Source organism: Clostridium sp. AF19-22AC (genome assembly GCF_003479085.1).
GTDB classification, from domain to species: Bacteria; Bacillota; Clostridia; order Lachnospirales; family Lachnospiraceae; genus Faecalicatena_A; species Faecalicatena_A orotica.
Window position 1 is genome coordinate 84,536 of record NZ_QUGN01000017.1, and the last position, 23,554, is coordinate 108,089.

The 23,554-nt window shown below is 45.5% G+C and carries 22 protein-coding genes; 5 read left to right on the top strand and 17 right to left on the bottom strand.

The window, feature by feature from the left end; all coding sequences use genetic code 11:
* Window positions 1–4: 4 nt before the first annotated feature.
* Complete coding sequence (locus tag DWX43_RS18215) at window positions 5–544, top strand: BMC domain-containing protein (RefSeq protein WP_118621345.1); 540 nt, start codon at window positions 5–7, stop codon at window positions 542–544.
* A 135-nt stretch (window positions 545–679) separates the two neighbouring features.
* Here the strand turns inward: DWX43_RS18215 and DWX43_RS18220 are convergent, their stop codons facing one another.
* Together DWX43_RS18220 and DWX43_RS18225 are read right to left on the bottom strand one after the other, a co-directional pair.
* Window positions 680–1,699 (bottom strand): sensor histidine kinase, encoded by a 1,020-nt coding sequence (locus DWX43_RS18220; protein WP_118621346.1) that lies wholly within the window; start codon window positions 1,697–1,699, stop codon window positions 680–682.
* Window positions 1,696–2,367, bottom strand: coding sequence for a response regulator transcription factor (locus DWX43_RS18225; RefSeq protein WP_109729830.1), 672 nt, complete (start codon window positions 2,365–2,367; stop codon window positions 1,696–1,698). The genes DWX43_RS18220 and DWX43_RS18225 overlap by 4 nt, the downstream gene beginning before the upstream one ends.
* A gap of 245 nt (window positions 2,368–2,612) precedes the next feature.
* On the opposite strand from DWX43_RS18225, the gene DWX43_RS18230 reads away from it, so the two are divergent.
* The 3 genes from DWX43_RS18230 to DWX43_RS18240 are packed head-to-tail and all read left to right on the top strand — an operon-like array spanning window position 2,613 to window position 4,463.
* Window positions 2,613–2,927 carry a PadR family transcriptional regulator gene (locus DWX43_RS18230; protein WP_109729342.1) on the top strand — a complete coding sequence of 105 codons (315 nt, stop codon included), beginning with the start codon at window positions 2,613–2,615 and terminating at the stop codon, window positions 2,925–2,927.
* A complete protein-coding gene (locus DWX43_RS18235; protein WP_109729343.1) occupies window positions 2,927–3,523 on the top strand; it encodes a DUF1700 domain-containing protein in 597 nt (198 codons plus the stop codon). Before DWX43_RS18230 ends, DWX43_RS18235 begins: the two co-directional genes overlap by 1 nt.
* Window positions 3,507–4,463 carry a DUF4097 family beta strand repeat-containing protein gene (locus DWX43_RS18240; protein WP_118621347.1) on the top strand — a complete coding sequence of 319 codons (957 nt, stop codon included), beginning with the start codon at window positions 3,507–3,509 and terminating at the stop codon, window positions 4,461–4,463. The genes DWX43_RS18235 and DWX43_RS18240 overlap by 17 nt, the downstream gene beginning before the upstream one ends.
* Before the next feature lie 70 nt (window positions 4,464–4,533).
* Here DWX43_RS18240 and DWX43_RS18245 read toward each other — a convergent pair whose 3' ends face one another.
* The 7 genes from DWX43_RS18245 to DWX43_RS18275 all read right to left on the bottom strand — a co-directional run bounded on the left by DWX43_RS18245 (window position 4,534) and on the right by DWX43_RS18275 (window position 10,874).
* Window positions 4,534–4,881: an arsenate reductase family protein gene (locus DWX43_RS18245; RefSeq protein ID WP_118621348.1), complete on the bottom strand. Its 348-nt coding sequence runs from the start codon at window positions 4,879–4,881 to the stop codon at window positions 4,534–4,536.
* A gap of 35 nt (window positions 4,882–4,916) precedes the next feature.
* The gene (locus DWX43_RS18250; protein WP_118621349.1) at window positions 4,917–6,290 is read right to left on the bottom strand and encodes a HAMP domain-containing sensor histidine kinase; all 1,374 of its coding nucleotides are present in this window, start codon (window positions 6,288–6,290) and stop codon (window positions 4,917–4,919) included.
* Window positions 6,281–6,940 carry a response regulator transcription factor gene (locus tag DWX43_RS18255; RefSeq protein WP_118621350.1) on the bottom strand — a complete coding sequence of 220 codons (660 nt, stop codon included), beginning with the start codon at window positions 6,938–6,940 and terminating at the stop codon, window positions 6,281–6,283. The genes DWX43_RS18250 and DWX43_RS18255 overlap by 10 nt, the downstream gene beginning before the upstream one ends.
* Before the next feature lie 27 nt (window positions 6,941–6,967).
* Window positions 6,968–7,756 (bottom strand): lantibiotic immunity ABC transporter MutG family permease subunit, encoded by a 789-nt coding sequence (locus tag DWX43_RS18260; protein WP_182440755.1) that lies wholly within the window; start codon window positions 7,754–7,756, stop codon window positions 6,968–6,970.
* Window positions 7,744–8,520: a lantibiotic immunity ABC transporter MutE/EpiE family permease subunit gene (locus DWX43_RS18265; RefSeq protein ID WP_118621352.1), complete on the bottom strand. Its 777-nt coding sequence runs from the start codon at window positions 8,518–8,520 to the stop codon at window positions 7,744–7,746. The genes DWX43_RS18260 and DWX43_RS18265 overlap by 13 nt, the downstream gene beginning before the upstream one ends.
* Complete coding sequence (locus DWX43_RS18270; RefSeq protein ID WP_118621353.1) at window positions 8,517–9,224, bottom strand: lantibiotic protection ABC transporter ATP-binding protein; 708 nt, start codon at window positions 9,222–9,224, stop codon at window positions 8,517–8,519. Before DWX43_RS18270 ends, DWX43_RS18265 begins: the two co-directional genes overlap by 4 nt.
* 150 nt (window positions 9,225–9,374) lie before the next feature.
* Complete coding sequence (locus DWX43_RS18275; RefSeq protein ID WP_118621354.1) at window positions 9,375–10,874, bottom strand: phage tail sheath subtilisin-like domain-containing protein; 1,500 nt, start codon at window positions 10,872–10,874, stop codon at window positions 9,375–9,377.
* Between the two features lie 340 nt (window positions 10,875–11,214).
* Between DWX43_RS18275 and DWX43_RS18280 the strand changes: the two genes are divergently transcribed.
* Entirely contained in the window at window positions 11,215–12,417 is a 1,203-nt protein-coding gene (locus DWX43_RS18280; RefSeq protein WP_109729353.1) for an FprA family A-type flavoprotein, read from the top strand.
* Between the two features lie 118 nt (window positions 12,418–12,535).
* Here DWX43_RS18280 and DWX43_RS18285 read toward each other — a convergent pair whose 3' ends face one another.
* From DWX43_RS18285 to DWX43_RS18320, 8 genes are all read right to left on the bottom strand, one after another.
* On the bottom strand, window positions 12,536–15,067 hold the full coding sequence (locus tag DWX43_RS18285; protein ID WP_118621355.1) for a YfhO family protein: 2,532 nt from the start codon (window positions 15,065–15,067) through the stop codon (window positions 12,536–12,538).
* 105 nt (window positions 15,068–15,172) lie between these two features.
* Entirely contained in the window at window positions 15,173–16,279 is a 1,107-nt protein-coding gene (locus tag DWX43_RS18290) for a DUF3048 domain-containing protein (RefSeq protein ID WP_118621356.1), read from the bottom strand.
* A gap of 86 nt (window positions 16,280–16,365) precedes the next feature.
* Window positions 16,366–17,319, bottom strand: coding sequence for a glycosyltransferase family 2 protein (locus DWX43_RS18295; protein WP_118621357.1), 954 nt, complete (start codon window positions 17,317–17,319; stop codon window positions 16,366–16,368).
* Window positions 17,320–17,373: 54 nt separating this feature from the next.
* On the bottom strand, window positions 17,374–18,828 hold the full coding sequence (locus DWX43_RS18300) for a flippase (RefSeq protein WP_118621358.1): 1,455 nt from the start codon (window positions 18,826–18,828) through the stop codon (window positions 17,374–17,376).
* A gap of 2 nt (window positions 18,829–18,830) precedes the next feature.
* Window positions 18,831–19,838 (bottom strand): glycosyltransferase family 2 protein, encoded by a 1,008-nt coding sequence (locus tag DWX43_RS18305; protein WP_118621359.1) that lies wholly within the window; start codon window positions 19,836–19,838, stop codon window positions 18,831–18,833.
* A 50-nt stretch (window positions 19,839–19,888) separates the two neighbouring features.
* Window positions 19,889–20,893 carry a glycosyltransferase gene (locus DWX43_RS18310; RefSeq protein ID WP_118621360.1) on the bottom strand — a complete coding sequence of 335 codons (1,005 nt, stop codon included), beginning with the start codon at window positions 20,891–20,893 and terminating at the stop codon, window positions 19,889–19,891.
* Between the two features lie 10 nt (window positions 20,894–20,903).
* Window positions 20,904–22,010: a glycosyltransferase gene (locus tag DWX43_RS18315; RefSeq protein WP_118621361.1), complete on the bottom strand. Its 1,107-nt coding sequence runs from the start codon at window positions 22,008–22,010 to the stop codon at window positions 20,904–20,906.
* Complete coding sequence (locus DWX43_RS18320) at window positions 22,010–23,446, bottom strand: O-antigen ligase family protein (RefSeq protein WP_118621362.1); 1,437 nt, start codon at window positions 23,444–23,446, stop codon at window positions 22,010–22,012. The genes DWX43_RS18315 and DWX43_RS18320 overlap by 1 nt, the downstream gene beginning before the upstream one ends.
* Window positions 23,447–23,554: the final 108 nt, after the last annotated feature.

A 23,554-nucleotide genomic window follows, 5' to 3' on the forward strand; every position in this document is an offset into this window, starting at 1 on the left:
AAAAATGGGAAATTCAGTTGGAATGTTAGAATTATCCAGTATAGCAAAAGGAATTGAAACATGTGACCACGTACTTAAGGCGGCTGAGGTTGAATTACTGAGGGCCTCCACCTTATGTCCGGGAAAATATATGATCATCATCGGCGGTGACACAAGCAGTGTCAATGCGGCAATGAGTGTAGGCGAAGAGATCGCAGGACCTTTCCTTGTGGACAAGCTTCTGATCGCAAATATCAGTGATCAGCTGATGCCTGCAATCAGCAGTACAACACAGGTACCTACAAGCGGGGCTGTCGGAGTCCTTGAATTTTACTCTGTCGCTTCTGCCATTGTTGCGGCCGATACGGCTGCAAAGGCTGCGGATGTACACCTGATGGAGATCCGCACAGGATTTGCCGTGGGCGGTAAAGGATTTGTCACCATGTGCGGCGATGTCAGTGCAGTAACCGCTGCTGTGAAGGCTGCGGAAGAAGTCAGCGACCTGCTGGTTAACAGCGTTGTAATCCCGCGTCCTACAGATAAGCTTTACGAAGCTCTGATGTAGGCAGATTTACCACGAATATATAAAACGCCAAACAGTCACGATAAAACAGCTGTCCCGGCTGCGTCCATGAATTGGATGACACGCAGCCGGAACAGCTGTTTTCATTATTACAGGACTTGCTCATTGTCATCAGACTTACTCAACAATCTGGGGCTTACGGTATAAGTCCAGCTTTACTTTTGTCCCCTTACCCACTTCAGATTCTACCGTCAGGCCGTGGTTTAATTTTGTGCAGATGGATTTGCACAGATACAGCCCTATTCCTGTAGACTTCTTGTCCTTCCTGCCATTATATCCGGTGAAGCCCTTCTCAAAAATCCTCGGGAGGTCTTCTGCCTGAATCCCAATTCCTGTATCTTCGATTATTAATACACCTTCCTTCAAGGGATCCATATAGATGGAGATAGATCCCTTATTCGTATACTTCAGGGCATTGGAAAGCAGCTGCTCCAGTACAAAAAGCATCCACTTTTCATCGGTAAGCACCCTGCCTTCGCATTCCCTGTAGTCCAGACGGATTCTTTGCAGGATGAAAAGCTGGGAATACTTTCTTACGGCCTGACGGACAATCTGGTCTGTCTCATACCAGTTCAGTGACAAATCTGATGACATATCCTCCATACGCAGATAAGACATGACCATCTCAACATACTGCTCAGTCTTAAACAGCTCCATTTTCATGGAAGGGATAAATTCGGTCTGCTGCTCTTCCATCTCCTCTTCTTCAAAGGATTGTAAGAGCAGGCGCATCGCTGAGATTGGTGTCTTTATCTGGTGGGCCCATAAACTGTAATAATCAAGCATATCCTGCCTGCTGATCCGACCGTTCGTCTCAATATCCGTTTTACACTGGAACAACTGCCGTATTTTTTCCTGATATAACTCCTCTGCCATATCACAACAGCCCGGAAGTTCTCTCAATTCATCAGGCAGGGCCTCGAGTGCTTCCCTGACCCGGGATGTGTGCCGGCAGTATCTGACAAATCCTGCGATACATGCAGCGGCATATATGACGGCTGACAGCAGTATTGCATATCCAAGTGCATCACTACTTATATTATGCAGATAAAGAATAAATGTAAAGATAAACAATATCAACAAATATACAACGAACAGGCCGCTTCTTGTTCTTAAATAAGAGATCAATTTTTTCATTCGATCAGGTACCCGATTCCTTTCTTTGTCACGATAAAGTTCTCCACGCCGATTCCCTCCAATTTTCTCCTCAGTCTGGTGATATTTACCGTCAGCGTATTGTCATCAATGAACTCGTCACTCTCCCAGAGCCTTTCCATGATTCTTTCGCGCTTCACAATCTTTCCCGCATTTTCCATCAAAATCTGGAGAATCTTAAAATCATTCTTTGTCAGGTCCAGTTTCTGATCCTGATATATTACGGTGGCATCGTTCAGGTTCAAAATAACGCCCTGATATTCCAGTACGCTCAGTTGTCCCTGAAATGAGTACGTGCGTCGAAGCAGTGCCTGAATCTTCGCAGTCAGGACATTTAAATCGAAAGGTTTCTCGATAAAATCGTCCCCGCCCATATTCATCGCCATGACGATGTTCATATTGTCATTCGCCGAAGACACAAAAATGATCGGCACCTTAGAAATCGTTCTGATCTGGCTGCACCAGTGGAACCCATTATAAAAGGGAAGAAGAATATCCATTAGGACAAGGTGGGGCCCGAATGAAATAAATTCCTCCTGTACATTCTTGAAATCTGTGACACAGTGTACTTCATAATCCCATCTTGTCAGATGCGACTGGATCGTCTTTGCAATTGTCAGGTCGTCTTCTACGATCAGTATTTTATACATCGATGCTCTCTCCTTATCTTCTAATACGGCCGGTACTCCTGAGGCCCGGTGCCGTTCACCCAAGGTTCCCGGCACGTTCTGAACTGTAACCATTATACTCTGCCTTGCACCCTGCTAACAAGTTCTAAAGAAGATCTTTCGAAATTCTTTAGATTATATATGTTGACAATATATATTATATTTCATATAATATGTGTATAAAATATATATACAAAAATAAAACATATATAGAAAGGACTGATAACATGACCTTTACGCTGAATACACCGATGTTCGATTTTGTCGTCCTGTCGGTCATTGCAAACGGTGATGCTTATGGCTACCAGATCAGCCAGATCATCAAAAAAGCAGCAAACACGAAGGATTCCACACTCTACCCTATCTTGAAACGGTTACAGGATAACCGGTATGTGGAGACTTATGACCAGCAGTTCCAGGGACGCAACCGGAAGTACTATTCCATCACGGATACGGGCCGGGAGCACCATCAGGAATTATTAAAGGAATGGGACACTTATAAAACAACGATCGATGAGATTGTTAAGGGAGGGATTTCATAATGAACAAAACAGAATACATGAAGACGCTTGCCCACAGTCTGCGGCGCCTGCCAAAAGAAGACTATGATAAAGCAATTGATTATTTTGAAGAATACTTTGCGGATGCAGGGCCGGAAAATGAACAGCAGGCCATCGAGGATTTAGGCTCCCCTGCAGACGCAGCGAATGAACTGATTATTAACCTGGCCGTTAAAAATGCACAGGAACCCCCGAAAACAGTAAAACACGGACTGTCCGCCATCTGGATCGGCATACTTGGTGTATGTGCCGCCCCGATCGCACTGCCGTTAGCCTTTTGCCTTCTGGCAGTCATCATCTGTATGATTATGGTGGCGCTACTTTTTATCTTATGTTTATTCCTTGCGGCTGTTGCCGTGGCTGCCAGTGGAATCGTCGGTGTATTCGGCGGGGCAGTCCTTCTGTTCTCAACATTTGCCGATGGACTTGCAACAGTCGGTATGGGCCTGTTTGCATTAGGCGCCGGACTTCTGCTTGTTTACGGGGCCGTAATCTTCTGCCGCTGGTTTTTAAAGAGGGCATCCAGATCACTTGCCAATATTTCAAAGGGAGGAAAAAAGAATGAAAACAATCACTAAAAGAATTCTCACTGTTTCTGCCGGACTTATGGCAGGGGGTGCCATCCTTGGCGGAATCGGTTTTTTCATGGGAGGCAGACCCGGTGTGGCTATTAACAAATACGGGATCAATTCCTCTCATACCAAATCAGAGGCGGTAGTGTTAGAAAAAACTAAATTAGATCCCTTCTCTGATGCTACATTTACAGTTGACTCTTATACCGATATCAATGTGATGGCATCAGAAGACGGAAATTATTATCTGGAATACAAATTAGACAAAGGCGACGGTAATCCTGAATACGATGTCAGCAACGGACAATTTACTATGCAGCAGACAGACTTTTACGTAGGTTTTATCAATATTGGATTTGGCACAGATGCCCTTGTACCCAACACATATATTAATCTGTATGTACCGGAGGACAAGGAACTTGGCACACTGAACATAAACAATGACTCCGGTGATTTATCTCTGGACCATGTCCAGTTCAAAGACGCCAATATTGAAGTCGACTACGGAGACATCACGGTAAAGGACAGCAAGTTTGACTCCATGACACTCACATTGGAAAATTGTTCTTTTGACCTTGCCGACAGCGAAATCGGACAGTTTTATCTCCATAATGAATACGATGATAATACATTCACGAACTTCACATGCAAAACTGCAACTATAGAACTTGATTCTGGCGACCTTTACATGGATGCGGCTAAACTGGAATCCTTGAACTGTGATTCCGAATATGGGAATATCACACTGCTTCTCCCCGAAAAACTGGAGAAATACACGTTTGATGTCAATACAGAATATGGTTCCATCAGACTGCCGGGTGATGCCCCGAGGGGACATTATTCAGACAGGGATGAAAGCGAAGAATATTATCAGACCGACGGAAACGGGAAGAATCTGATAACCATTCAGGCTGATTCCGGAGACATTGAGATAAAAGAACGATAAAAATCACATATATTAAGAAAAACTAAGAAGTGCAGAACCCTGCACTTCTCTGTTTTTAATGACTAATTCCTTATAACTTCTCCGCCCATTCGCTTTCTTTAAAACCGGTCAGGACTGTGTCTTTTGTAACGATAATCGGACGCTTTACCAGCATCCCGTCTGTGGAGAGGAGCTCGAGCTGCTCTTCCTCACTCATCTGCGGGAGTTTATCCTTCAGTTTTAATTCTTTGTAGAGGTTCCCGCTCGTATTGAAGAACCTCTTCAACGGCAGGCCACTTTTGTGGTACCATTCGGTCAGTTCTTCTTTTCTTGGGTTTTCTGTCTTAATATCCCTCTCCTCATAAGAGATTCCCTGTGCATCCAGCCATTTTCTGGCCTTCTGGCAGGTGGTACATTTTGGATAACATACAAATAACATATTTGTGCCTCACTTTCGTCATGATTTGTCTGTCTTTATTTGCCCGTCTTTACTGGAATGTAGAGACAGACACAGGCGCCCCTGTCTTCGTCGGAATTGGATAAAACAAGACTGCCGCCCTGCTGTTTTGCGAAGGACTGCACCGTAAACAGGCCTATGCCGTAGTGATACTCAGAGTTCCGGCTCTTATCCCCCTGATAGAACTGCTCTGCTGCGTGCCGGAGGTCTTCTTCCGTAAAGCCGGGACCACTGTCCTCTATCCGTAAGCACAGCCAGTCCCCTTCTTCTTTTATACGAATCCATATCATTCCGCCCTCAGGCGTATATTCCACTGCATTATTTAAAAGGTTTTCCCATGCACGGCCCAGAAACTGCCTGTCACTAATAATATAGTCCGACTGAAGTGAAATTACAACCTCCAGACTCTGTTTTTTTGCATCCGTAAGCATTTTCGCAGACTCCCGGAAGGATTCCGCCATATTCCGGATCTCGATCTTTTCCTCCTTCGGCTGGAAGTCACCCTCTGATTTCAGCATTTCCTGAAGGGTCAGGACATACTGCTCAATCCGGTCTGTCTCCTGAAGAATGTAAGCCTGGTACTCCCGGCTTTCTTCCCGTGATTCTGCCTCATCCAGCAGCTGTGTGCTGCCGCGTATCACGGTCAGCGGAGTCTTGATGTCATGCACCAGTGCCCTGACCTGCTGCCGCCTGTTCTCCTCCAGTTTCCACTGTTGTTTCAGTGATATTTCCAGCGCGTCCTTCATCTGAATAAGAGAGTCCATCACCTCGTCAATCTCACGAATCCTTGTATCAGGCTTTCTAAAATCCAAGTCCTTAAGCTGTACTTTTTCCGTCACCTGTTTGACCGACTCCAGCTCCTCCCGGAATATCCTGCCGAATCTCCTGACAAGTATGACACATTCGATCAGAAACGCAGACAAAAATAGCAGCAGGAGGCTTTCCGGGGCTCCCGGCAGATATTTCCTCAGCACGGGGTCCGTAAACTCTGCCTTGATATAGTATACGGCGATACAGATTTCATTTTCGCGCTGGAATACCTTGAAGTATTCACTTCCATAGCTGCTGCCGCCCTGCTCATATCTCTGCCAGACACCTGTCCTCGCTTTTTCCGCCAGATTTCCGTAAAGAAATGTTCCATCCTCACTATAGACCCCGAAACGGCAGGTGTCGGGTATCATATCCTCCGTTACCTTCCCGGCTTCCTGAATGACCGTGCGGTTCTCCTCAAGCACAGTCTCCCCGTAATTGGCTGGCAGCAGCATCCCCGCGCCGCTTGCAATAAGAAATAACAGAACCGCCAGAAGGAGCAGTCCGCCCGTCACAGCACAGAACCAGAGCAGGAACCTCCAAAACACAGACTGTACTGACACTTTTCGTTTTACTTCCATTTATACCCTATCCCCCATACCGTTTCGATCGGTTCTATCCCTGCCCTTGAAAACTTCGCCCGGATATTCTTCACATGCTCTGTGATCGCAGACACGTCACTCTCCCGGTCATAGCCAAACACCCGTTCAAAAATCTGCTCCTTTGAGAAAACATGTCCGTGGTTCACAGCCAAAAACTCACTGATCTCATACTCACTTTTTGTCAATGGGATGCGCATGCTGTCCGTTTCCGCCTGCTTTCCTGCCAGGTCAAAGCGCACCCCCGCTATCATGACCGCATGTTTTTTCTCCCGGTTTTCCCTCCTCAAATGTGCCTGGACACGGGCCCTTAATTCGCCGATACCAAAGGGTTTTGTAATATAATCATCGCCGCCGGACCCGAGACCGTACATAATGCTCGTTTCATCCGTCCTGGCCGTCAGAAATAAGATTGGGCAGTCCACTTTGCTTCTGATATTCCGGCAGAATGTGATTCCATCCGTCCCCGGCATCATCACATCCAGTATGATCAGGTCATACTGGTTGAGATATTCTTCCTTTACCTCACCAGCATTCTGACAAACCGTCACCCTGTGCCCTTCCTTCTCCAGTGCACGCCTTATTAATGTAAGAATTGCCGGTTCGTCATCCACCGCTAGAATTCTGGCCATGATTTTTCTCCCTCCTTATTTCAATCCCTAATCTTCCATTCTCCTGCCTTCGTAATTGTGAAACCACATAAACAGCAGTCCTGCCCCGGCCAGAGTCATCAAAAGCATTACAATACCGCCCATTTCAATCTGAGTCCGGAGGAATGCCTTATTTATATCTGCATTTGCCGTCATCTGCACATAATAGCCTGTAAAACGGCCTGCCCAGGCACAGGGCAGGAACTGCCAGATGCCGTCCCCCAGACCGGTCATCATAAGGGCCGCCACCAGACTCTCCACGACTCCCGCACCAATCGATATCCCTCGTGAAAAACGGATTCCGAGAAAAAGGTGAAAGCAATAGCAGAAAGTCTGGCAGACCCATGTGACTAGAATCAATACAAGATAAAATTTCCCCGGTACCTTTACATCTGTCATCAGTGAAAATCCTGCTCCAAAACCTCCGACCGCAAGGGTCAGGGCAGCCAGATTCCATAGTATGAGCAGACAGATTTTTATCGCAAGATTTGACTCCCTGTGCCTGCCGGTCCCGAAAAGATTCTGGAAATGCCCGGCCTGCTTTTCCTGCTCCGCCGCAAGTGCACTTACAAAACTTACGAGTACCGGACATACAATTGAGACAATCTCTATATAGCCGGATATTTTTCCCCACACACTCCACATGGAGAAGCTGTAATACCAGAGAAATACGGCGATTCCAAGAACCGGCATCACAATATGCAGCCAGAGAATCCATGTCCTGCGCATTTTCAGCATCTCAGCACTGAGCAGATGAAGGAATGTGACATGTTTTCTTCCATTTTCTAATCTTCCCATCCCCGCAGCCCCTTTCTTTGATACAGATTCGCAGTCACCAAAAAACAGATGAAAAATAACACACCTGAAATCAAAACTCCAACTGGTATGGTCCATAAGTCCAAAACCTCCGGAGAAAACGTCTGGCTCCCCGGCTGCGCAGGAAGTCCGTTTGGCAGTATCCTAAGGACGGGGCACATCAGGCGGCTGATATAAGAAAATGGATTCAGAAACCACCATTTTGACAGTGCTCCCAAGATCCCCAGGCCAATATTCCCTGCCAGTCCGAGCAGAAGCCCTGCCGCATATCCACACGTGCGGCTCATAAACAGCCAGAGTGGAACCTGCCATGCACTTAAGGCCAGCCACAGGCATACCGCTGCAAGACCTGCCATACCAGAAATACTCCTGAGAGCCCCCTTTGCCAGAATCCTGCTGACGATTTCCTGCGTGCAGTACAAAAGCAGTGCCGCATACAGAAGTGTTTTTAAACTGTAGATTACTTTTGCGGCCCAGAGCTTTTTCATATCAAGAGGAAGTGTTCCCATGATCCTGTTTTTTACTCTTTTTTCCCGCTGTTCCGTGAATGCCGTGCTAAGCAGGAGCAGCATGGGAAAGAATGTGGTATACCACCAGTTATACTGATTTGTCTGATAATAAACGGCATCCTGACCTGAAAATAGGAACGAAATCAACAGACTGACGAGAGGCACGGCCCAGAATAATTTTGCCGACACCGTGTGTCTGTTCTTCAGCCCTTCTGCTTTGATATATGCCTGCATCATGCCGCCCTCCCCCTGTTCTTTCTCACAACTTCGGTAAACAAGACTTCCAAATCTTTTCCCTGCTTCATCCCGCCCTGGTATCCGAGCACACCGTCCGAAATGATTCCCACATAATCCGCCACCTGCTCAACCTCGCTTAAAATATGGCTTGAGACGATGACCGTAATTCCTTCATGGGCAAATCCACGGATCAGTTCTCTCAACTCCTGTATACCGAAAGGATCCAGCCCGTTCGTCGGCTCGTCAAGGATCAGCAGGGACGGGTGATTCAGAAGTGCAGCCGCAATTCCCAGCCTCTGCTTCATCCCCATCGAAAACTGACCGGCCCGTTTCTTCCCAGTATTTTTTAGGTCCACAATTTCTAGTACCTCCTGAATACGCCTCTTCGGAAGTCCCAGCAGAAGCGTCCGTACCTCCAGATTTTCCTCCGCCGTCAGATTTTCATAGAGAGGGGGCTGTTCGATCAGAACACCCGTTTCCTTAAGACTGTCCCTGGTCCATCGCTTTCCCCGAAAATAAATCTCCCCTTCATCCGGCCGCATCATTCCCGAAAACATCTTCATAAGCGTCGATTTCCCGGCCCCGTTTGGACCAAGCAGGCCGTATACACAGCCCTGTGGCACCTTCAGGGATATCCCCTTTAATACCTTCTGCCGGGCAAAACTCTTGCTGATTCCCTTCGTCTCTAATATAAATTCACTCATATCAGTGTCCTCCTAATTACATTCTGTATTTGATAAAATAATCATACAAAAAGAATATAAGGAATTTATAAGGGTGGGGGATTTTCTTTCAATCGGAGGGGCGGTAAAATTTTCTACGCATCTGGGGTATATGACCGGTATGTTTTTTCTTTATGAACTGCTCTCGGCGGTATGTTGTGTGATACGGAAAATTACAAATTCTGCGGGTCTGGACGGGGAGATTCCAATATTCATTATTAATCTGCCGTTTTTGATATCATCCGGTGACATGGTTGTCGGACCGATCTCTATAAAGTAGCTCTCACTTGGTGATGCTCCTGCAAACATGCCGTTACGGAACAAAGTATTCAGAAAACTATCTATCGAAAGGCGAACTCGGTTCCAAAGGTTAGCATCATTCGGTTCAAATGCCACCCATCCAGTATTTGCCTTAATGCTTTCCTCCACGTAAATAAATAAACGTCTGGTATTGACATATTTAAAGGCTGTATTTACACTTGCCGTCCTTGCTCCCCAGATGCGGATCCCCTGTCCCGGCAGTGCACGGATCAGGTTGATTCCTTTTGGATTCAGGATATCCTGCTCCCCCTTGTTAAAATTAATATTCAGGCCGGTGCATGCTATCGTCTCATTTGCCGGGGCCTTATGTACGCCCCTGCACATATCGGTACGGGAATAGACTCCCATAACGGCCCCTGACGGTGGGAAATATCCCGGTTTCTTATTGGCGCGGTCAAAATTCTGTATCCAGGGATGATATATTGCTGCGTAAGTGCTGTCTATCATCTCTCTGAACTCAATCAGTTTTCTAACATCAGAGATATCCCTCGGCATATCGAGGACTGCAAACCTGCTCTGTATGCTCTCACAGTGGGCAACCAGAGAATTGATTACCTCTGGGATAGTGACACCCGGAACCGCTATAATACTCACTGTATTATTCTCAAGAAATGCCTGGATTCCGGTTCTTTTTCCCGGCCCTTCATCTGTACCAGTAAAAGTGGATGCTGTAATATTCTCTTTTGTACCGTCAGCGCCGCCCTCCAGCCGGATTGAACAATTTCCCTCTCCTAAAAGAGCCGCCACCGGATTCCCCGGCAATGGAATATCTTCCCCCTCATTTGGGCCTTTGTACTGTAACTTTACCAAACGGCTGTCCTGCAGTCTGCGGCCTATATAATTAGCCGATTCTGGGTGAAGATTTAATTCCGCGAACTCTTCTACTTCATCATCATACATTACCTGGATGGTAAGTCCTTTCTTACTATCTTCTACAAAATATAATTCGACCCGATTCCCCCAGCTTCCCTCATTGGCCGCCGTTACGGAAAGCTGACCATTATCATATGAGGCTGACCTCGCATCAGACGGCAGTACACGTGCAACATAGCAGCGGCTTCCACCGTTTTGAAAAAACTGTTCTACTGCGCCTGCCAGATAACGGTATTCTCCAAATGCAGCTTCATTTAAGTAACCTCCGAATTTACGTGTGAATTCCGGATAAGTCAGAATCAGAACCGGAGCTCCCGCAGCGGTCCCCCTCTCTGCCAGACCTACAAATCCGGCCACACTTGTTGCTACGCCCTCCATTGAATGCGGCAAATTTTCATATTCCTCCACATATACTCCCGGCGATAAATATTCTGCCATTTCTTTTCTCCTTTCCTGCTGCAGGCACTTTGAAGCAGGCCCGACCCACGCTTTTTTTACCTTCCAATTGTATCTGTATCTATCTTATCATAAATCAGGAGGATTTCACTGATATTATTTTGTTTGTCCTAAATCTGCCACAAAAAGGCTTCCACAAAAAAACTTGCAAAATAATGTATGAAAATAGATACTTAACTTGCGTATTCCTGTTTTTATGGTAAAATATTCACGTAATAAGATTTCACACCCTGTGCACCGGCAGTGCAAATACCGCCCTGACTGTCCCGACCATCCGGCAGCCACTGCACAGTAAGCATAAGAATAACAAGGAGGAACGCATATGTACTATTTTAGAAAAGTAACAGATGATTTATATTGGGTTGGTGGCAATGACCGGCGTCTGGAGTTATTTGAGAATCTTTTTCCAATTCCAAACGGTGTATCATACAATTCTTACCTGCTGATGGATGAAAAGACCGTGCTTTTTGATACCGTGGATACATCTATCGGAAGACAGTTTCTGGAGAATATCGAGGCTGTACTGGACGGCAGGTCACTTGATTACCTGGTAATCAACCACATGGAACCGGATCACTGCTCTCTCATTGATGAGCTTGTGATACGCCACCCGGATATGAAGATCATCGGCAATGCCAAGACATTCCCTATGATCGGCCAGTTTTATGATCTGGATCTGGAAGGGAAGACGGTCACGGTCAAGGAGGGGGAGACCTTCTCCAGTGGAAAGCATACCCTGCACTTCGTGATGGCCCCTATGGTACACTGGCCGGAAGTCATGATGACTTACGACGAGACTGACAAAGTACTCTTCTCCGCCGATGCATTCGGAACCTTTGGTGCAATGAACGGGACAATCTTCAATGATGAGATTGATTTTGACCGCGACTGGCTGGATGATGCCCGCCGTTATTACACCAATATCGTTGGAAAGTACGGCGTACAGGTACAAAATGTCCTGAAAAAAGCATCTGCCCTCGATATACAGTACATTTGCCCTCTGCACGGTCCTGTCTGGAGAAGCAATCTTGCCTACCTGCTTGAAAAATACAATACATGGAGCACCTACAAACCGGAAATGCAGGGCGTTATGATCGCCTATGCATCCATGTACGGCAATACAGAGAATGCGGTAAATGTTCTGGCTGTCAAGCTTGCTGACGCAGGTGTCAAAGAGATTAAAATGCACGATATTTCCAGAACACATGTATCTCAGCTGATCTCCGATAGTTTCAAATACAGCCATCTGGTACTTGCGGCTCCGACATATAACGGCGGCATTTATCCGGTCATGGCGAATTATCTCGACGATATGAAGGCACTGAGTGTACAGGGACGTACAGTTGCAGTGCTCGGCAATGGAAGCTGGGCCCCAATGTCTGCGAAGCAGATGGAGGCTAAGATCAGCGAGATGAAGAACATGACTCTTTTGACCGATAATTTTGCAGTAAAGTCCGCACTGAAGGGTACACAGATGTCAGAGCTTGATGCTCTGGTTGAAAAACTTGTGGAGAGTATACTGTAATTCTAGAAAAGAAAAGTAAAGAAGATAATAAAAAGTCTGGCCTCCAAAACTGCCAGACTTTTTATATACTTCGTCAACTATTGATATTGTTTTTGCTTCGAATTGTATAGCAAAACGCTCACTCCTGCTTTTTTCTCCTGTCAAACCACACCAGTCCCAGAAACAGCAGAACCCCAGCTATGGTAAGCAGAATTCCCGTTTTTACCCCCGGCACATGGTATTTCAGTTCGATTTCATTCGCCCCTTCTGTTACCGGTACCGCCATCAGGGCATTGGCCGCTTGTTTTATTTCGACCTCTTCCCCGTTTACACGGGCAGTCCACCCGTCATCGTACGGGATTGTCAGAAGCATGATGCCGGCCTCATCTGCGGTATAGTTTCCTTTTACATGGCCGTCATCGAAAATCTCTGTCGTCATTTCTTTACTCTTTAATTCACGTATCACATCCTCAAACAAGGACTGATCCAGATAATAGAAATAAGAGGTCGCATCCTGCTCTGTCCCGCTGTAACGGTCCAGTGTAATTGTATGTTCTTCATTCCCATTTCCTGCATTAAATATCTTGTAACTAAGCCATGTAGAATAATCGCAGCGGTACTCCCCGTCAATAGAGAGTGCCAGATCCTGCATCTCTGTGTCAATATATCCATACAGAAGATCCCCTGTCCCGACCGATGGGATATGGAAATTCAGAGACTGGTCTGTCAGGCTGGTCTTCGGCTCTATTTTCTTATAGAGATCCACTTTTCTTCCGAGAATATTGGAAAACAATTCGTTCTGGTATATAAACGGATCTTTCGATTCCACCTTGTCATACACGGACCCGGCCGCCAGCATTCCTGCCCCCAGCACATACGGGTTCCGGTATACTGCTTTCTGATTTGCATCCGGAATAGAGGATACTTTTTCATAACCCGCCACGTTCTCCGCAGACAGCAGGTATTTTACACCGAACAACGAATCGGCAGGCAGCACGGATTCTGACACAATACTCAGGTCCCGTTCTGTCGAGTATCCGATATCCAGAAGCATATCGCCGACCGCTGAATCATAGGTAGAAGAATAATGATTCAGTCCCCGGTATCCATAAACCATTGCCTCATTCAAATATGCAGAGCAGCGGTTTGGTTCAAGATAACGCTTCTGAAGTGTATCCATCCTGTAAAAGACTGAATCTTCGCTCTCCTGTACTGAGCGTATCTGTACCTCTGACTGGTTTACATAGTCCTGATAAGCCTGATTCTCCGGATTCCACTGATAGTTGATCTGGAAGGTAATTGCACCGTTGAGCACAAATTCCACGGCTAAAACAACCGGTAACAGGTACCTGACCCACTTCTGGTATGCAGCCAGAAGGAAAAGCAGGCAGTATATTGCCAGAAAAACAAATGTAACTTTCAGATATCCCTGTCCATACACATTGTGGAAATAAAATCCGATAAAAAGCAGAAGCAATCCCCCATAAATCGCGGACATCTTCTTCATCTCCCCCCCTTCCGCGAATTCAGCTGCACCTCTGGCAGCCAGATAGATCAGAAGGAATACGGCAACGAAGCTGAACCTGTAGCGATAGCTCCCTGCATACCGGAAACCGCTCCACACACATTCCAAGGGGATAAACCAACAGCTCACCAGCATGAAAATCACTGCAATACCTGATAACAGTTTTTCCTTACCGGGTATCCTGCCCGATATAAAATAGTACAGAACCAGTCCCAATGCAGGCAGGCCGCAATACAAGGAAACGGTGGGCACGACACTGCCCAGTGCAAAGCCTCTGAATATGTCTAAAAAGGATCCATTGACAGCCTGTGCAAAGATTGACAGACTGAACACTTCTTTCCCATTCTGCAGCCCTTTTACGATCGGATAGAAAATAAAACAGCTCCCCAGAACACCACTCAGCATTACAAGGCCGGCCCGTACGGTATCTGCAATAACCTTTTTCCATTCGCCTTTCTCTCCCGTTTCCGGCATGGACAAGATTCTCTCATAGAGGAAATAGCATCCTGCAAAAATCCCCGTCATATAGCCTGTATACCAGTTGATCGCAATGCTGAGCAGGACTGTGATAAAAAGGCCGGTCTTTTTCTTATCCGTAACAAACCGGTATACATTCCATAAAAGAAGTGGCAGTAAGATCACTCCGTCGAGCCACATAATATTGGAAGACTGTATCATGACATACTGCATCAGCCCATAGGACACAGACAAGAGTATCCGAATCCTTAAGGACAGAACCGGGAAACGTCTTGACAGGAAGAAGTCCATCGTAATTCCGGCAAGTCCGAGTTTCACCGTGTTCAGGATAAACAGGAAAAGGGGAATCAAAGCTTTCGGGAAGAAAACAACAAACAAATTGAGTGGGCAGCCCAGATAATACCCGAAAAGCGCCATAAGAGAGCCACCCATTGATTTTGAAAAGGAATAACCGAGATGTGCCTTCCCAAGAAGGACGTCCTGATAAAATGCAAAATAATCGACATATTGAATGTCCTGATCCCACAACATATTAGATTTCGTCCCAAAAGGATAGATGCCGCTCACTGCATGTATGATCATAAACAAGCCCGTGATGCATATAAAGATAATTCCCATCACTGCAAGATTCTTTTTTCTGTTTTCATGTAGTTCCCTATTCTTCAACATGGATGATTAAACTCCTATTCCTTTTTATATCTTTCTCTCCACACAGGAAAAACTCTGTATAATGAAATACGGCTGAGGAAAACCCAGCCGCATTTCTTTCAATTCCTACTGGAACTGACTCTGTCCGGGATAGTTTACTGCTATATAGCTTTTCCCGCGGTTTACTTTTATTTCATTCCCATTCATATCCACAAGGTGCAAATCGGACCTTTCATTATTAGCATCCTTGTACCAGTGTATTTTCTGGACAGCCCCGTTTGATACATAGTATCCGGTATAATTATTTCCGCCATTCCAGTTCAGCTGCTTATGTCCGATATCGTCTCTCACAGAAATATCTGTCTCCAGTACGAACACATTTGTGAATGCCAGCTGTGTCTGGGTGCTTTCGTCCATCTGGGGATTGCCGTTGATCTGTTTCAGATACGTCTTAGATGCCTCATCATATGTCAGTGTTGCTGATGCCGCTCCGAAATCAATGCTGACTGTCTTACAGTCAGAACCTTCCGGCTTAAGCTGTTCATTTACCCCGTTGAAATTGAATGCAGTACCCTTCTTATCGTCTGCCAGATCTGTTCTTCTTCCCTCGGACTGTACCACTTCTGCAAACCTTGTACCGTCAAAATATCCGGTGTGCTCCAGAGAATAGCCCTTATTCAGCCTGTCCTGATCACGCCCAAACAATCCTCCGGCATTATTAATCCCGTCATACTGGTCCAGATTCAATGCCTCCAGATAGTCAGCAATGCTGTCATCAATTCCCCAGTTTACATAGAATGCGTCATAAGTTTCTGAAAACGCCGGGAAATAATAGCGGCAGCTTCTGATCGCACAAATCTTCGGAACGGTTGTATAGTCCCCGTAGACTGCCATTAAACGTGTCACATCACCTTCCACCGGAATCTCATAGATAATATCAGCCTTTCCGATTCCATACTGCGGGAGCGCGTCCTGCACATTGTTAACCATGACTGCTACAGGTCTTTTGCCGATTGCCCCATCAGTCAGGTCGCCAAGCCCTGTCAGAAGATTCTGATTCGCTGGTGTTTCTTCCGGCTCTTTAGTCTCAACCGGTTCTGTTTTCTTCGGTTCTTCTGTTTTTTCTTTCTTCGTTTCTTCTTTTGGCGCTTCTGTTTTTTTCTTACATCCTGCCATACTGAAAATCATCAGCATAACCAGAAGGACAACGCCTGCTCTTTTTAACCTCTTCATATTCATACCCCCTTGGTAAAATATTGAAATATTTCTAAGTATGCTGCCTCTTACATTTTAGCAGATACACCATGAAATGCAACCCGTTAATCTTCCTTTGCTTCTTCCAGATTGCTCTCCCTGCATAAGTATATCGGCCTGTTCTTCGTTTCCAGATAGGTCTTGGACAAATACATACCCAGAATACCCATACAGAGCAGCTGTATCCCTCCCAGCAACAGTATGATACAGGTCATGGACGGCCATCCTGCCACTGGATCCCCAAAGCAGAGTGTCTTTACCAGTATAATAACCATGAACAGAAACGCCACTGCACAAAACACGATGCCAAGTACTGATGCCATCGCAAGAGGTGCCGTGGAAAATCCGATGATCCCCTCCATACTGTAACGGAAAAGCTTGAAAAAGGACCATTTCGTCTCTCCCGCCCTGCGCTCTACATTCTCGAACTCAATCCATTTCGTTTTATATCCGACCCAGCCGAAAATGCCTTTTGAAAAGCGGTTATATTCACTCATTTCAAGAATCGCATTCTTAAACTTCCGGTTCATTAGACGGTAATCCCTCGCCCCATCCATGATCTCCGCAGAAGAAATCTTATTCATCAGTCCATAGAACCTGCGTGCAAAGAACGACCTTATCGGCGGTTCTCCCTTTCTCGTTACCCTGCGGGTGGCAGCCGAATCATACCCTTCCTCTGTCACAGCTTTCAGCATCTCCGGCAAAAGCGACGGGGGATCCTGAAGATCTGCATCCATCAGCGCAACATAGTCGCCGTCAGAATTTTTCAGGCCGGCATAGATAGCAGCCTCCTTCCCAAAATTTCTGGAAAAAGAAAGATATTTCACCCTCTCATCTTTCTTCGCCAGATCTTTCACGATTTTCAATGTATTGTCCTTCGAACCGTCATCTATAAAAAGAACTTCCATTTCATATGTTTCAAGCTGGGTACATATCTTCTGAAACTCCTCGTAGAAATACGGGAGCACTTCCTCTTCATTATAGCAGGGAACAATCAACGTTACTTTTTCTCTCTTCATCTCACTCTTCCTTAGTCTGTAAATAAAGTTTCTCTATCTCTTCTTTAAACAGGGCTATTTTCTTTTCAAGACAGCCCTGACTCCCATATCTGCAATCTCCGTGACAAGCGGGTCCTTCATAGCCAGCAGTAGACCGCCGTAACTCCCGAAAAATAAGAATGCAGCAATCAGCATGGTTACGAACGGTCCCAGATCCGTGGAAGTCTTAAGCAGTACAGACAGGATACTCGCAGCAGCCAGCGCGAAAGCTACCTTTCCAACCCTGACATCTGTCAGCAGTCCCTTAAGCATATCTTTCAGGTACACACACTGAATTATAAGTACCACAAGCTCTGCCATAACCGTTGCAAACGCCGCCCCCGCAGATGCAAAGTGGGGAATTAGGAAAAGATTCAGCACAAAATCCACAACTGCCCCTGCCACGACAGATATCAGCACCTTGTCCTCCCTGCCCATCGGCGTCAGAATCTGGATTCCGGTAATATTAGACAACCCGATCAGCAGTACAGTAAGCATCAGTAGCTGCATGGGAAACGTGGCTGGCAAAAATGGTTCTTTCGACAGGATCAGTATTGATTCCCTCGCAAAAATTATAAAGAACACCATGAGTGCACTTCCGGCAGTCACGACAAATCTAATCGCTTTCACGACCGTTTTCCGGAATGCTTCCATCTCCCCCTTTTCGATATAGAAAGATAATCTTGGCAGAAGCACCGTTCCCAAAGAGGTTACCACATTTACCAGTACGGTTTTTACCTTAATAGCTGCATTGTAGTATCCTACATCTGTATCTGTCTTCATAAAGCCAAGCATTACCATGTCCAGATTCAAATAGATACTCGCTGCGGCGGACATAAAGAAAAAAGTCAGTATAGGCCTGATATGGCGTTTGAAATCATAACTAACCGTCTTCTTTAGGGAAACAAACTTCCTCATGTTTATAAAATTCAAAATACCGGACCCATAACTTGCGAAGGCGCTGACTGCACCGTATATAATATAATCTTCCGGCGAATGTACGAATGCAAACATCAGGACGAGGCCCACTACCTTGAACCCAAGCGCACAGAACGTAATGTAAGAATACTGCTCAAGGGCGCTGTAAAGCCATTGAATCCCCATCGTATTTAACACAATGGAAAAACTGACAACAGTCAGCAGGATTCTCTGCTCATTGAATTTCGGGATCACGGCAAGACTCAGGAAAAAAGCCACGTAGATCACCGCTGTCGTAATCCCGTTGATAATCAGCAGTTCCTGTACCGTAGCCGAAAGCTTCTCCCTGTCGTCCCTGACCTTTGCACACGCACGAATCCCATACGTAGGCACCCCCAGAGATGCAAACATTGTAAAGTATGAGACAACAGAAATCGCAAAAGCTACTTTACCGCTCCCGTCAACCAACAGTACCCTGGAAATATACGGGAATGTAATGAGAGGAAAAATGATTGCCGAAACTGTCAGCAGGGCATTCATAATAAAGTTAAACTTTATGGAATGTATCTTCATGTCTAGTCTTCTCCTATGCGGTTGCGTTTCTTACAGAATCTCGCAACCCAGGTATATCCTTTGAAATGCAGTCTTCTAAACATTCGCAGACTGCCGCTTTCCATTCCCGCCCTCTCATAAATATCTGCACTCTTATTCTTGAGTTCTCTATCAAAAGTGATAAACTTTTTCCGGATCTCCATATCATCCACCGGAAAACTCATAAATATTGTGATCTGATCGCCGATCATCTGTGCAGTCCTTTTTCCGATATACTCAACTTTCTCAGGTGAACAACTCTGTTTCATGCTCTCATAAAATTCTGTCAGATGCATGATCACATCGATATGGTTCTGCATATGCCGCTGATACCCCTGAATACTGACGCTCTGCGTCATGACGGCAAGCCGGTACATGTATACGGTCAGGTCCAGATACTGCACGGTCTTTACATAAGGCACCGGGAACAGGATATACTCCACATCCACATAGAAGCAATGTTCATCCAAACGGATATGATTCTCTTTTAATACCGAAGTCCTGATAACGAGTGCGTGCATGCTCATCTGTCTGATTTTACATGCTTCTTCAAAATCCCAGACCTCTCTTCCTGCAAATTCTCTGAACTCTACTGGTGTCAGTTCACCTGTCGTATCGTTCACCTCGTTATAGTTCGTCACCACGTATTCCGCTGTGCATGACTTTAAAGCCTGTACCATCCTGACAAAATCTTCCGTATTTACCCAGTCATCTCCGTCAACAACCTTGAAATAGGCGCCGCGCGCTTCCTCAATTCCGCGGTTAATGGTGGAACCGTGTCCGCCGTTCTCCTTGGAGATTACGCGGAAAGTCTGTGGATATTTTTCCTCGTATTCCTTCCCGATCTGCGCGGTATTATCCTTTGATCCGTCATCCACAACCAGTACTTCAATATCCTCTAAAATCCTCTCATCCAGAAATGAATCCAGTGTCTGGTTCAGATACTTCTCCACGTTATAAGACGGGATCGTAACTGTTAATACTTTCTCCATAGTTTATCTCCTATTTTTTCCTTATCATACTAATCGTACAGAATCGGAAACTACTGTCCTTTCATACGGTCTTTCGCTTTTCGCATACCGGAAAGCAGATTCATCACCCGATACATCCTCCGTTTCATAAAAAACAGCAGAATCTTATCCTTTCCGGACAGCTCGCTGATATAAGGATTCTTCATGATATCCGGATATTTTGAGACTGCATATTTCCGAAATCTGTCCAGCCATATGCTCTTTGTATCTGCCAGAATAATCTCCTTTGACGGAATAAAATAACAGTGCTGGAAAACCAGATATTCCAGTTCTTTTTTAAATTCCTCTTCCAGATGCTGCCCATTAAAGTAATCCATCAGGAAATTCATCACATAGGTGCGGTCCTTATAGCTCCTTTCGAAGTTATTGCTCCGCATAATGGAACCCTGCCGCAGCATATAATAGTACTTGGGCGAATCTCCCACATACCCGATCTTTTGGGCTTTTATAATAAATCTCGGAGTTGTCGCCAGATCTTCATAGTGAAGCCCTTCCGGATACCGGATTCCCGATTCATCCCAGAATGCCTTGCTGTATAAGCAGCAGCATGCCGAAGGCGACTTGATCAAAAGTTCCGGATTCGATCTTGCATTCATACACTGATTCTGAGGAAAACCATAGTGGTACCAGTCTCTGCGCCCAGTATCCTCTTCGATGGATTCAAAATCAAAGAACACCATGTCCGCATGCAGTTCTTCTGCACAGCAGACAGCCTTTTCCACCATATCGGGTGATACCGTGTCGTCACCGTCTACAAAAAACAAATATTTCCCGTGAGCCTGCTCTGCCCCCTTGTTTCTTGCATCACTCAGGCCTCCATTTTCCTTATGCAGAACTTTCACTCTGGAATATTTTTCGGCATACTCATCACATATTCCGGCGCTTTTATCCGTCCCGCCGTCATCCACCAGAATAATCTCTGTCTTCGCATAGGTCTGTGCAAGAAGGCTTTCTACGCATCCTTCTATATACTTTTCAATATTATAAACAGGAACAATTATACTGGCTAACTCCATCGCATACTCCTTATTGATATAATAAATATTTCTGCTGCTTTTTCAGCTGTTCCAGACTATAGTCAGATCCCTCACCGATACGGACTGCTTCTCTGTCCTGTTCCTGCCTGTGAGACAGAATGAAGGAAGCCCACTCCTCCGGACTCTTTTTCAGGGATAAAAACCAGCAGTGACCAGTTATTTTTGCCTCATCTGTAATCGTATCACTCATCAGGCAGGGCAGTCCTGCACACTGGGCCTCCACACCGACAGTCGGAAGTCCCTCAAAATTAGAAGGGAGAACAAAAAAATCCATTCCCTGAAACAGCCTGTCAGCATCCTTTCGAAATCCCAGAAGCTTTACACTGTCTTCCAGCCCCTTTTTCCTTACAGTCTCTTTTACCTGCTCAAACCGGACCCCCGTGCCTACAAGAAGAAGTACAGCTTCGGGGCACCTTTTTTTCAGTGCTTCAAAAACGTCAATTAAAAAGAAGTGATTCTTCTGATAAACGAAGTTTCCCACATGGCCCACAACAAACTGGTCAGTTATCCTCAATTCACCGCGTATCTCTTCTCTTATTTCCACATTGTGTTGAAATCTCCCCGTATCCACTGCGTTAAAGATCACAGAAAAATCAGGGGACTCAACAATCTTTGCCGGGAACATCCACAACCCGGCCTTTTTAGAACATCCATAATAATCAGTGGCCGTCCTGTACAGGGTCAGCCGACAAATATAATGGATAATATCAAATATTTTACGTTTCAACGCGCTTTCAATGTCGTTCCCACTTGAATGGCTGTGCAGAAGGATGCGATTCACACGCATCTTCTTCGCGGCCCATGCCGCCGCACAGTCAATCGCAGTGGATATGTTCAGATATACAATATCATATCTTCCCTGTTCTATAATCTTACAGACCTGTCTGTACTGTTTCACCGGATGCTTTAAACTGGCTATTGCAAAAATTCTTGATTTCCGCTCTCTTAGATAACTTTCCAATTCCGGGTCGATTTCATTCGTGAGAAAGTCAATTCCCACATCATCCCCCCGCACATTTTCAAGAAAGTTCAGAAGGTATTTATCAATTCCACCGCTCCTGCCATCCATGATAAAGCCTGCCAATACTCTTTTCATCACTGCTTCTCCATGTTTTCCTGTATCTGTACAAAACTGCCGCCTTCCTTAACTGTATAATGCATCAGATATCCCAGGAAGGTCCAAAGTGCAAAGCTTCCCGGTGAATTCGTATACAGTCCGTCTAATAAAAATAACATTGATATTGCCGCTATTATAACGCATGCACTCAGTACGGCAATATAGTTCCTGTCTTCCGCCTTAACAAAGCGCTGCCCGCGCCACCAGCGTATCAGTACCAGAATCATGAATGCAGCGTAAATTACAAATCCTACGATCCCCTGATAAGCAAGGATGTTCAGATAAGTATTGTGAAGGCTCACGTACTCACCCTGCGGATTATTAATCAGATAGCTGTCCGGCAGTCTGTCTTTCACAAATGGAAGAAACGAATTGTATCCGGTTCCCAGAACCGGCTTCGTCTTCCACACTTCCAGTCCCCCCGTCCAGAGTGCTATCCTGCCGCTGCTGAAATCATCCTTTACCCCCTGTTTCCTGCTCTTATCATGTCTAGTCTGCTGGTCATTCAACGTTTGCTTTGGTTTCCCTGCCGCGTCTTTTTTCAATTTGATATCCATCTGCTTCTGCACCTGCGTGCTGACCTCTGACTTCAGGTAAGACGATCCCCCCAGAAATGCAGCCGCGAACGCTGCCATTACAACAAGACTAATGCAGACCCCTTTAATTTTACTCTTTTTCATAACAGCTGAATAAATAAACCAGAACCCCACTGCCGCGATCAAACAAACTTCCGCTGTCCGGGAATCACTAAAGACCAAATAACCGCAGTTTAATACTATCATGATGATGTATAAGAATTTCTTTAAAAGCCCCTTCTTTTCCAGTAAAAAATACAGACACATCAAAATAGCAGCTGTGCTCAATACACCGCCGTAATTCGGATCTGTATAAATTCCCCAGAGACGTTCCCATCTGAATCCCGCAAACATGGTCTCACCATCTCCTGTAAACCATGCCTTGTAGTAAAGGGTCTTCATCATAATAAGTCCCGCTGCCGCGGAAAGCGCACCATATATCATGATAATATGGGCCACAACAGTAAATTCTTTTTTATATGCCTGCACAGACCTTGAACTATCACAGGCGTAAAGCAGGAAGAACAACATTCCCGTCCATATCAGCCACTTCAGATCCGACGCCGCCTGCCCGTAAGACCGGTTCACGATTATGGACAGAAGAAAACTAGCGCAGAATAAGCCCAACACAATCCAGCCCGGTGTCTTTATATAGTCCCTGAAAAAAATCAGCCTTCCCAACAAAGTCAGCATTCCAAGAACCAGACAAAGCTTCACAAGCAATGGCTGTATCGGAGATGAATACAAAAATACATTAAAAGTAGCCAGTCCCAGTAGTAAATATGTGATTTTAAAACTCCACTCCAGTATACGAACGTAATCCTTTTTAATAAATCTCAATAATCCTTAAACCCCTTTTCTTTGCATCTGGATCATCCCATGAATCATCCTGCTAATTTTTATCCCCCTTGTTTTCTCTCTATGCTATCTTATACTTTTTTCATCCTA

What these genes read in the sequence shown, in the direction of transcription:
- DWX43_RS18215 (WP_118621345.1), top strand. Translation starts at nt 5, where the DNA reads ATGGGAAATTCAGTTGGAATGTTAGAATTATCCAGTATAGCAAAAGGA.
- DWX43_RS18220 (WP_118621346.1), bottom strand. Translation starts at nt 1,699, where the DNA reads ATGAAAAAATTGATCTCTTATTTAAGAACAAGAAGCGGCCTGTTCGTT.
- DWX43_RS18225 (WP_109729830.1), bottom strand. Translation starts at nt 2,367, where the DNA reads ATGTATAAAATACTGATCGTAGAAGACGACCTGACAATTGCAAAGACG.
- DWX43_RS18230 (WP_109729342.1), top strand. Translation starts at nt 2,613, where the DNA reads ATGACCTTTACGCTGAATACACCGATGTTCGATTTTGTCGTCCTGTCG.
- DWX43_RS18235 (WP_109729343.1), top strand. Translation starts at nt 2,927, where the DNA reads ATGAACAAAACAGAATACATGAAGACGCTTGCCCACAGTCTGCGGCGC.
- DWX43_RS18240 (WP_118621347.1), top strand. Translation starts at nt 3,507, where the DNA reads ATGAAAACAATCACTAAAAGAATTCTCACTGTTTCTGCCGGACTTATG.
- DWX43_RS18245 (WP_118621348.1), bottom strand. Translation starts at nt 4,881, where the DNA reads ATGTTATTTGTATGTTATCCAAAATGTACCACCTGCCAGAAGGCCAGA.
- DWX43_RS18250 (WP_118621349.1), bottom strand. Translation starts at nt 6,290, where the DNA reads ATGGAAGTAAAACGAAAAGTGTCAGTACAGTCTGTGTTTTGGAGGTTC.
- DWX43_RS18255 (WP_118621350.1), bottom strand. Translation starts at nt 6,940, where the DNA reads ATGGCCAGAATTCTAGCGGTGGATGACGAACCGGCAATTCTTACATTA.
- DWX43_RS18260 (WP_182440755.1), bottom strand. Translation starts at nt 7,756, where the DNA reads ATGGGAAGATTAGAAAATGGAAGAAAACATGTCACATTCCTTCATCTG.
- DWX43_RS18265 (WP_118621352.1), bottom strand. Translation starts at nt 8,520, where the DNA reads ATGATGCAGGCATATATCAAAGCAGAAGGGCTGAAGAACAGACACACG.
- DWX43_RS18270 (WP_118621353.1), bottom strand. Translation starts at nt 9,224, where the DNA reads ATGAGTGAATTTATATTAGAGACGAAGGGAATCAGCAAGAGTTTTGCC.
- DWX43_RS18275 (WP_118621354.1), bottom strand. Translation starts at nt 10,874, where the DNA reads ATGGCAGAATATTTATCGCCGGGAGTATATGTGGAGGAATATGAAAAT.
- DWX43_RS18280 (WP_109729353.1), top strand. Translation starts at nt 11,215, where the DNA reads ATGTACTATTTTAGAAAAGTAACAGATGATTTATATTGGGTTGGTGGC.
- DWX43_RS18285 (WP_118621355.1), bottom strand. Translation starts at nt 15,067, where the DNA reads ATGTTGAAGAATAGGGAACTACATGAAAACAGAAAAAAGAATCTTGCA.
- DWX43_RS18290 (WP_118621356.1), bottom strand. Translation starts at nt 16,279, where the DNA reads ATGAAGAGGTTAAAAAGAGCAGGCGTTGTCCTTCTGGTTATGCTGATG.
- DWX43_RS18295 (WP_118621357.1), bottom strand. Translation starts at nt 17,319, where the DNA reads ATGAAGAGAGAAAAAGTAACGTTGATTGTTCCCTGCTATAATGAAGAG.
- DWX43_RS18300 (WP_118621358.1), bottom strand. Translation starts at nt 18,828, where the DNA reads ATGAAGATACATTCCATAAAGTTTAACTTTATTATGAATGCCCTGCTG.
- DWX43_RS18305 (WP_118621359.1), bottom strand. Translation starts at nt 19,838, where the DNA reads ATGGAGAAAGTATTAACAGTTACGATCCCGTCTTATAACGTGGAGAAG.
- DWX43_RS18310 (WP_118621360.1), bottom strand. Translation starts at nt 20,893, where the DNA reads ATGGAGTTAGCCAGTATAATTGTTCCTGTTTATAATATTGAAAAGTAT.
- DWX43_RS18315 (WP_118621361.1), bottom strand. Translation starts at nt 22,010, where the DNA reads ATGAAAAGAGTATTGGCAGGCTTTATCATGGATGGCAGGAGCGGTGGA.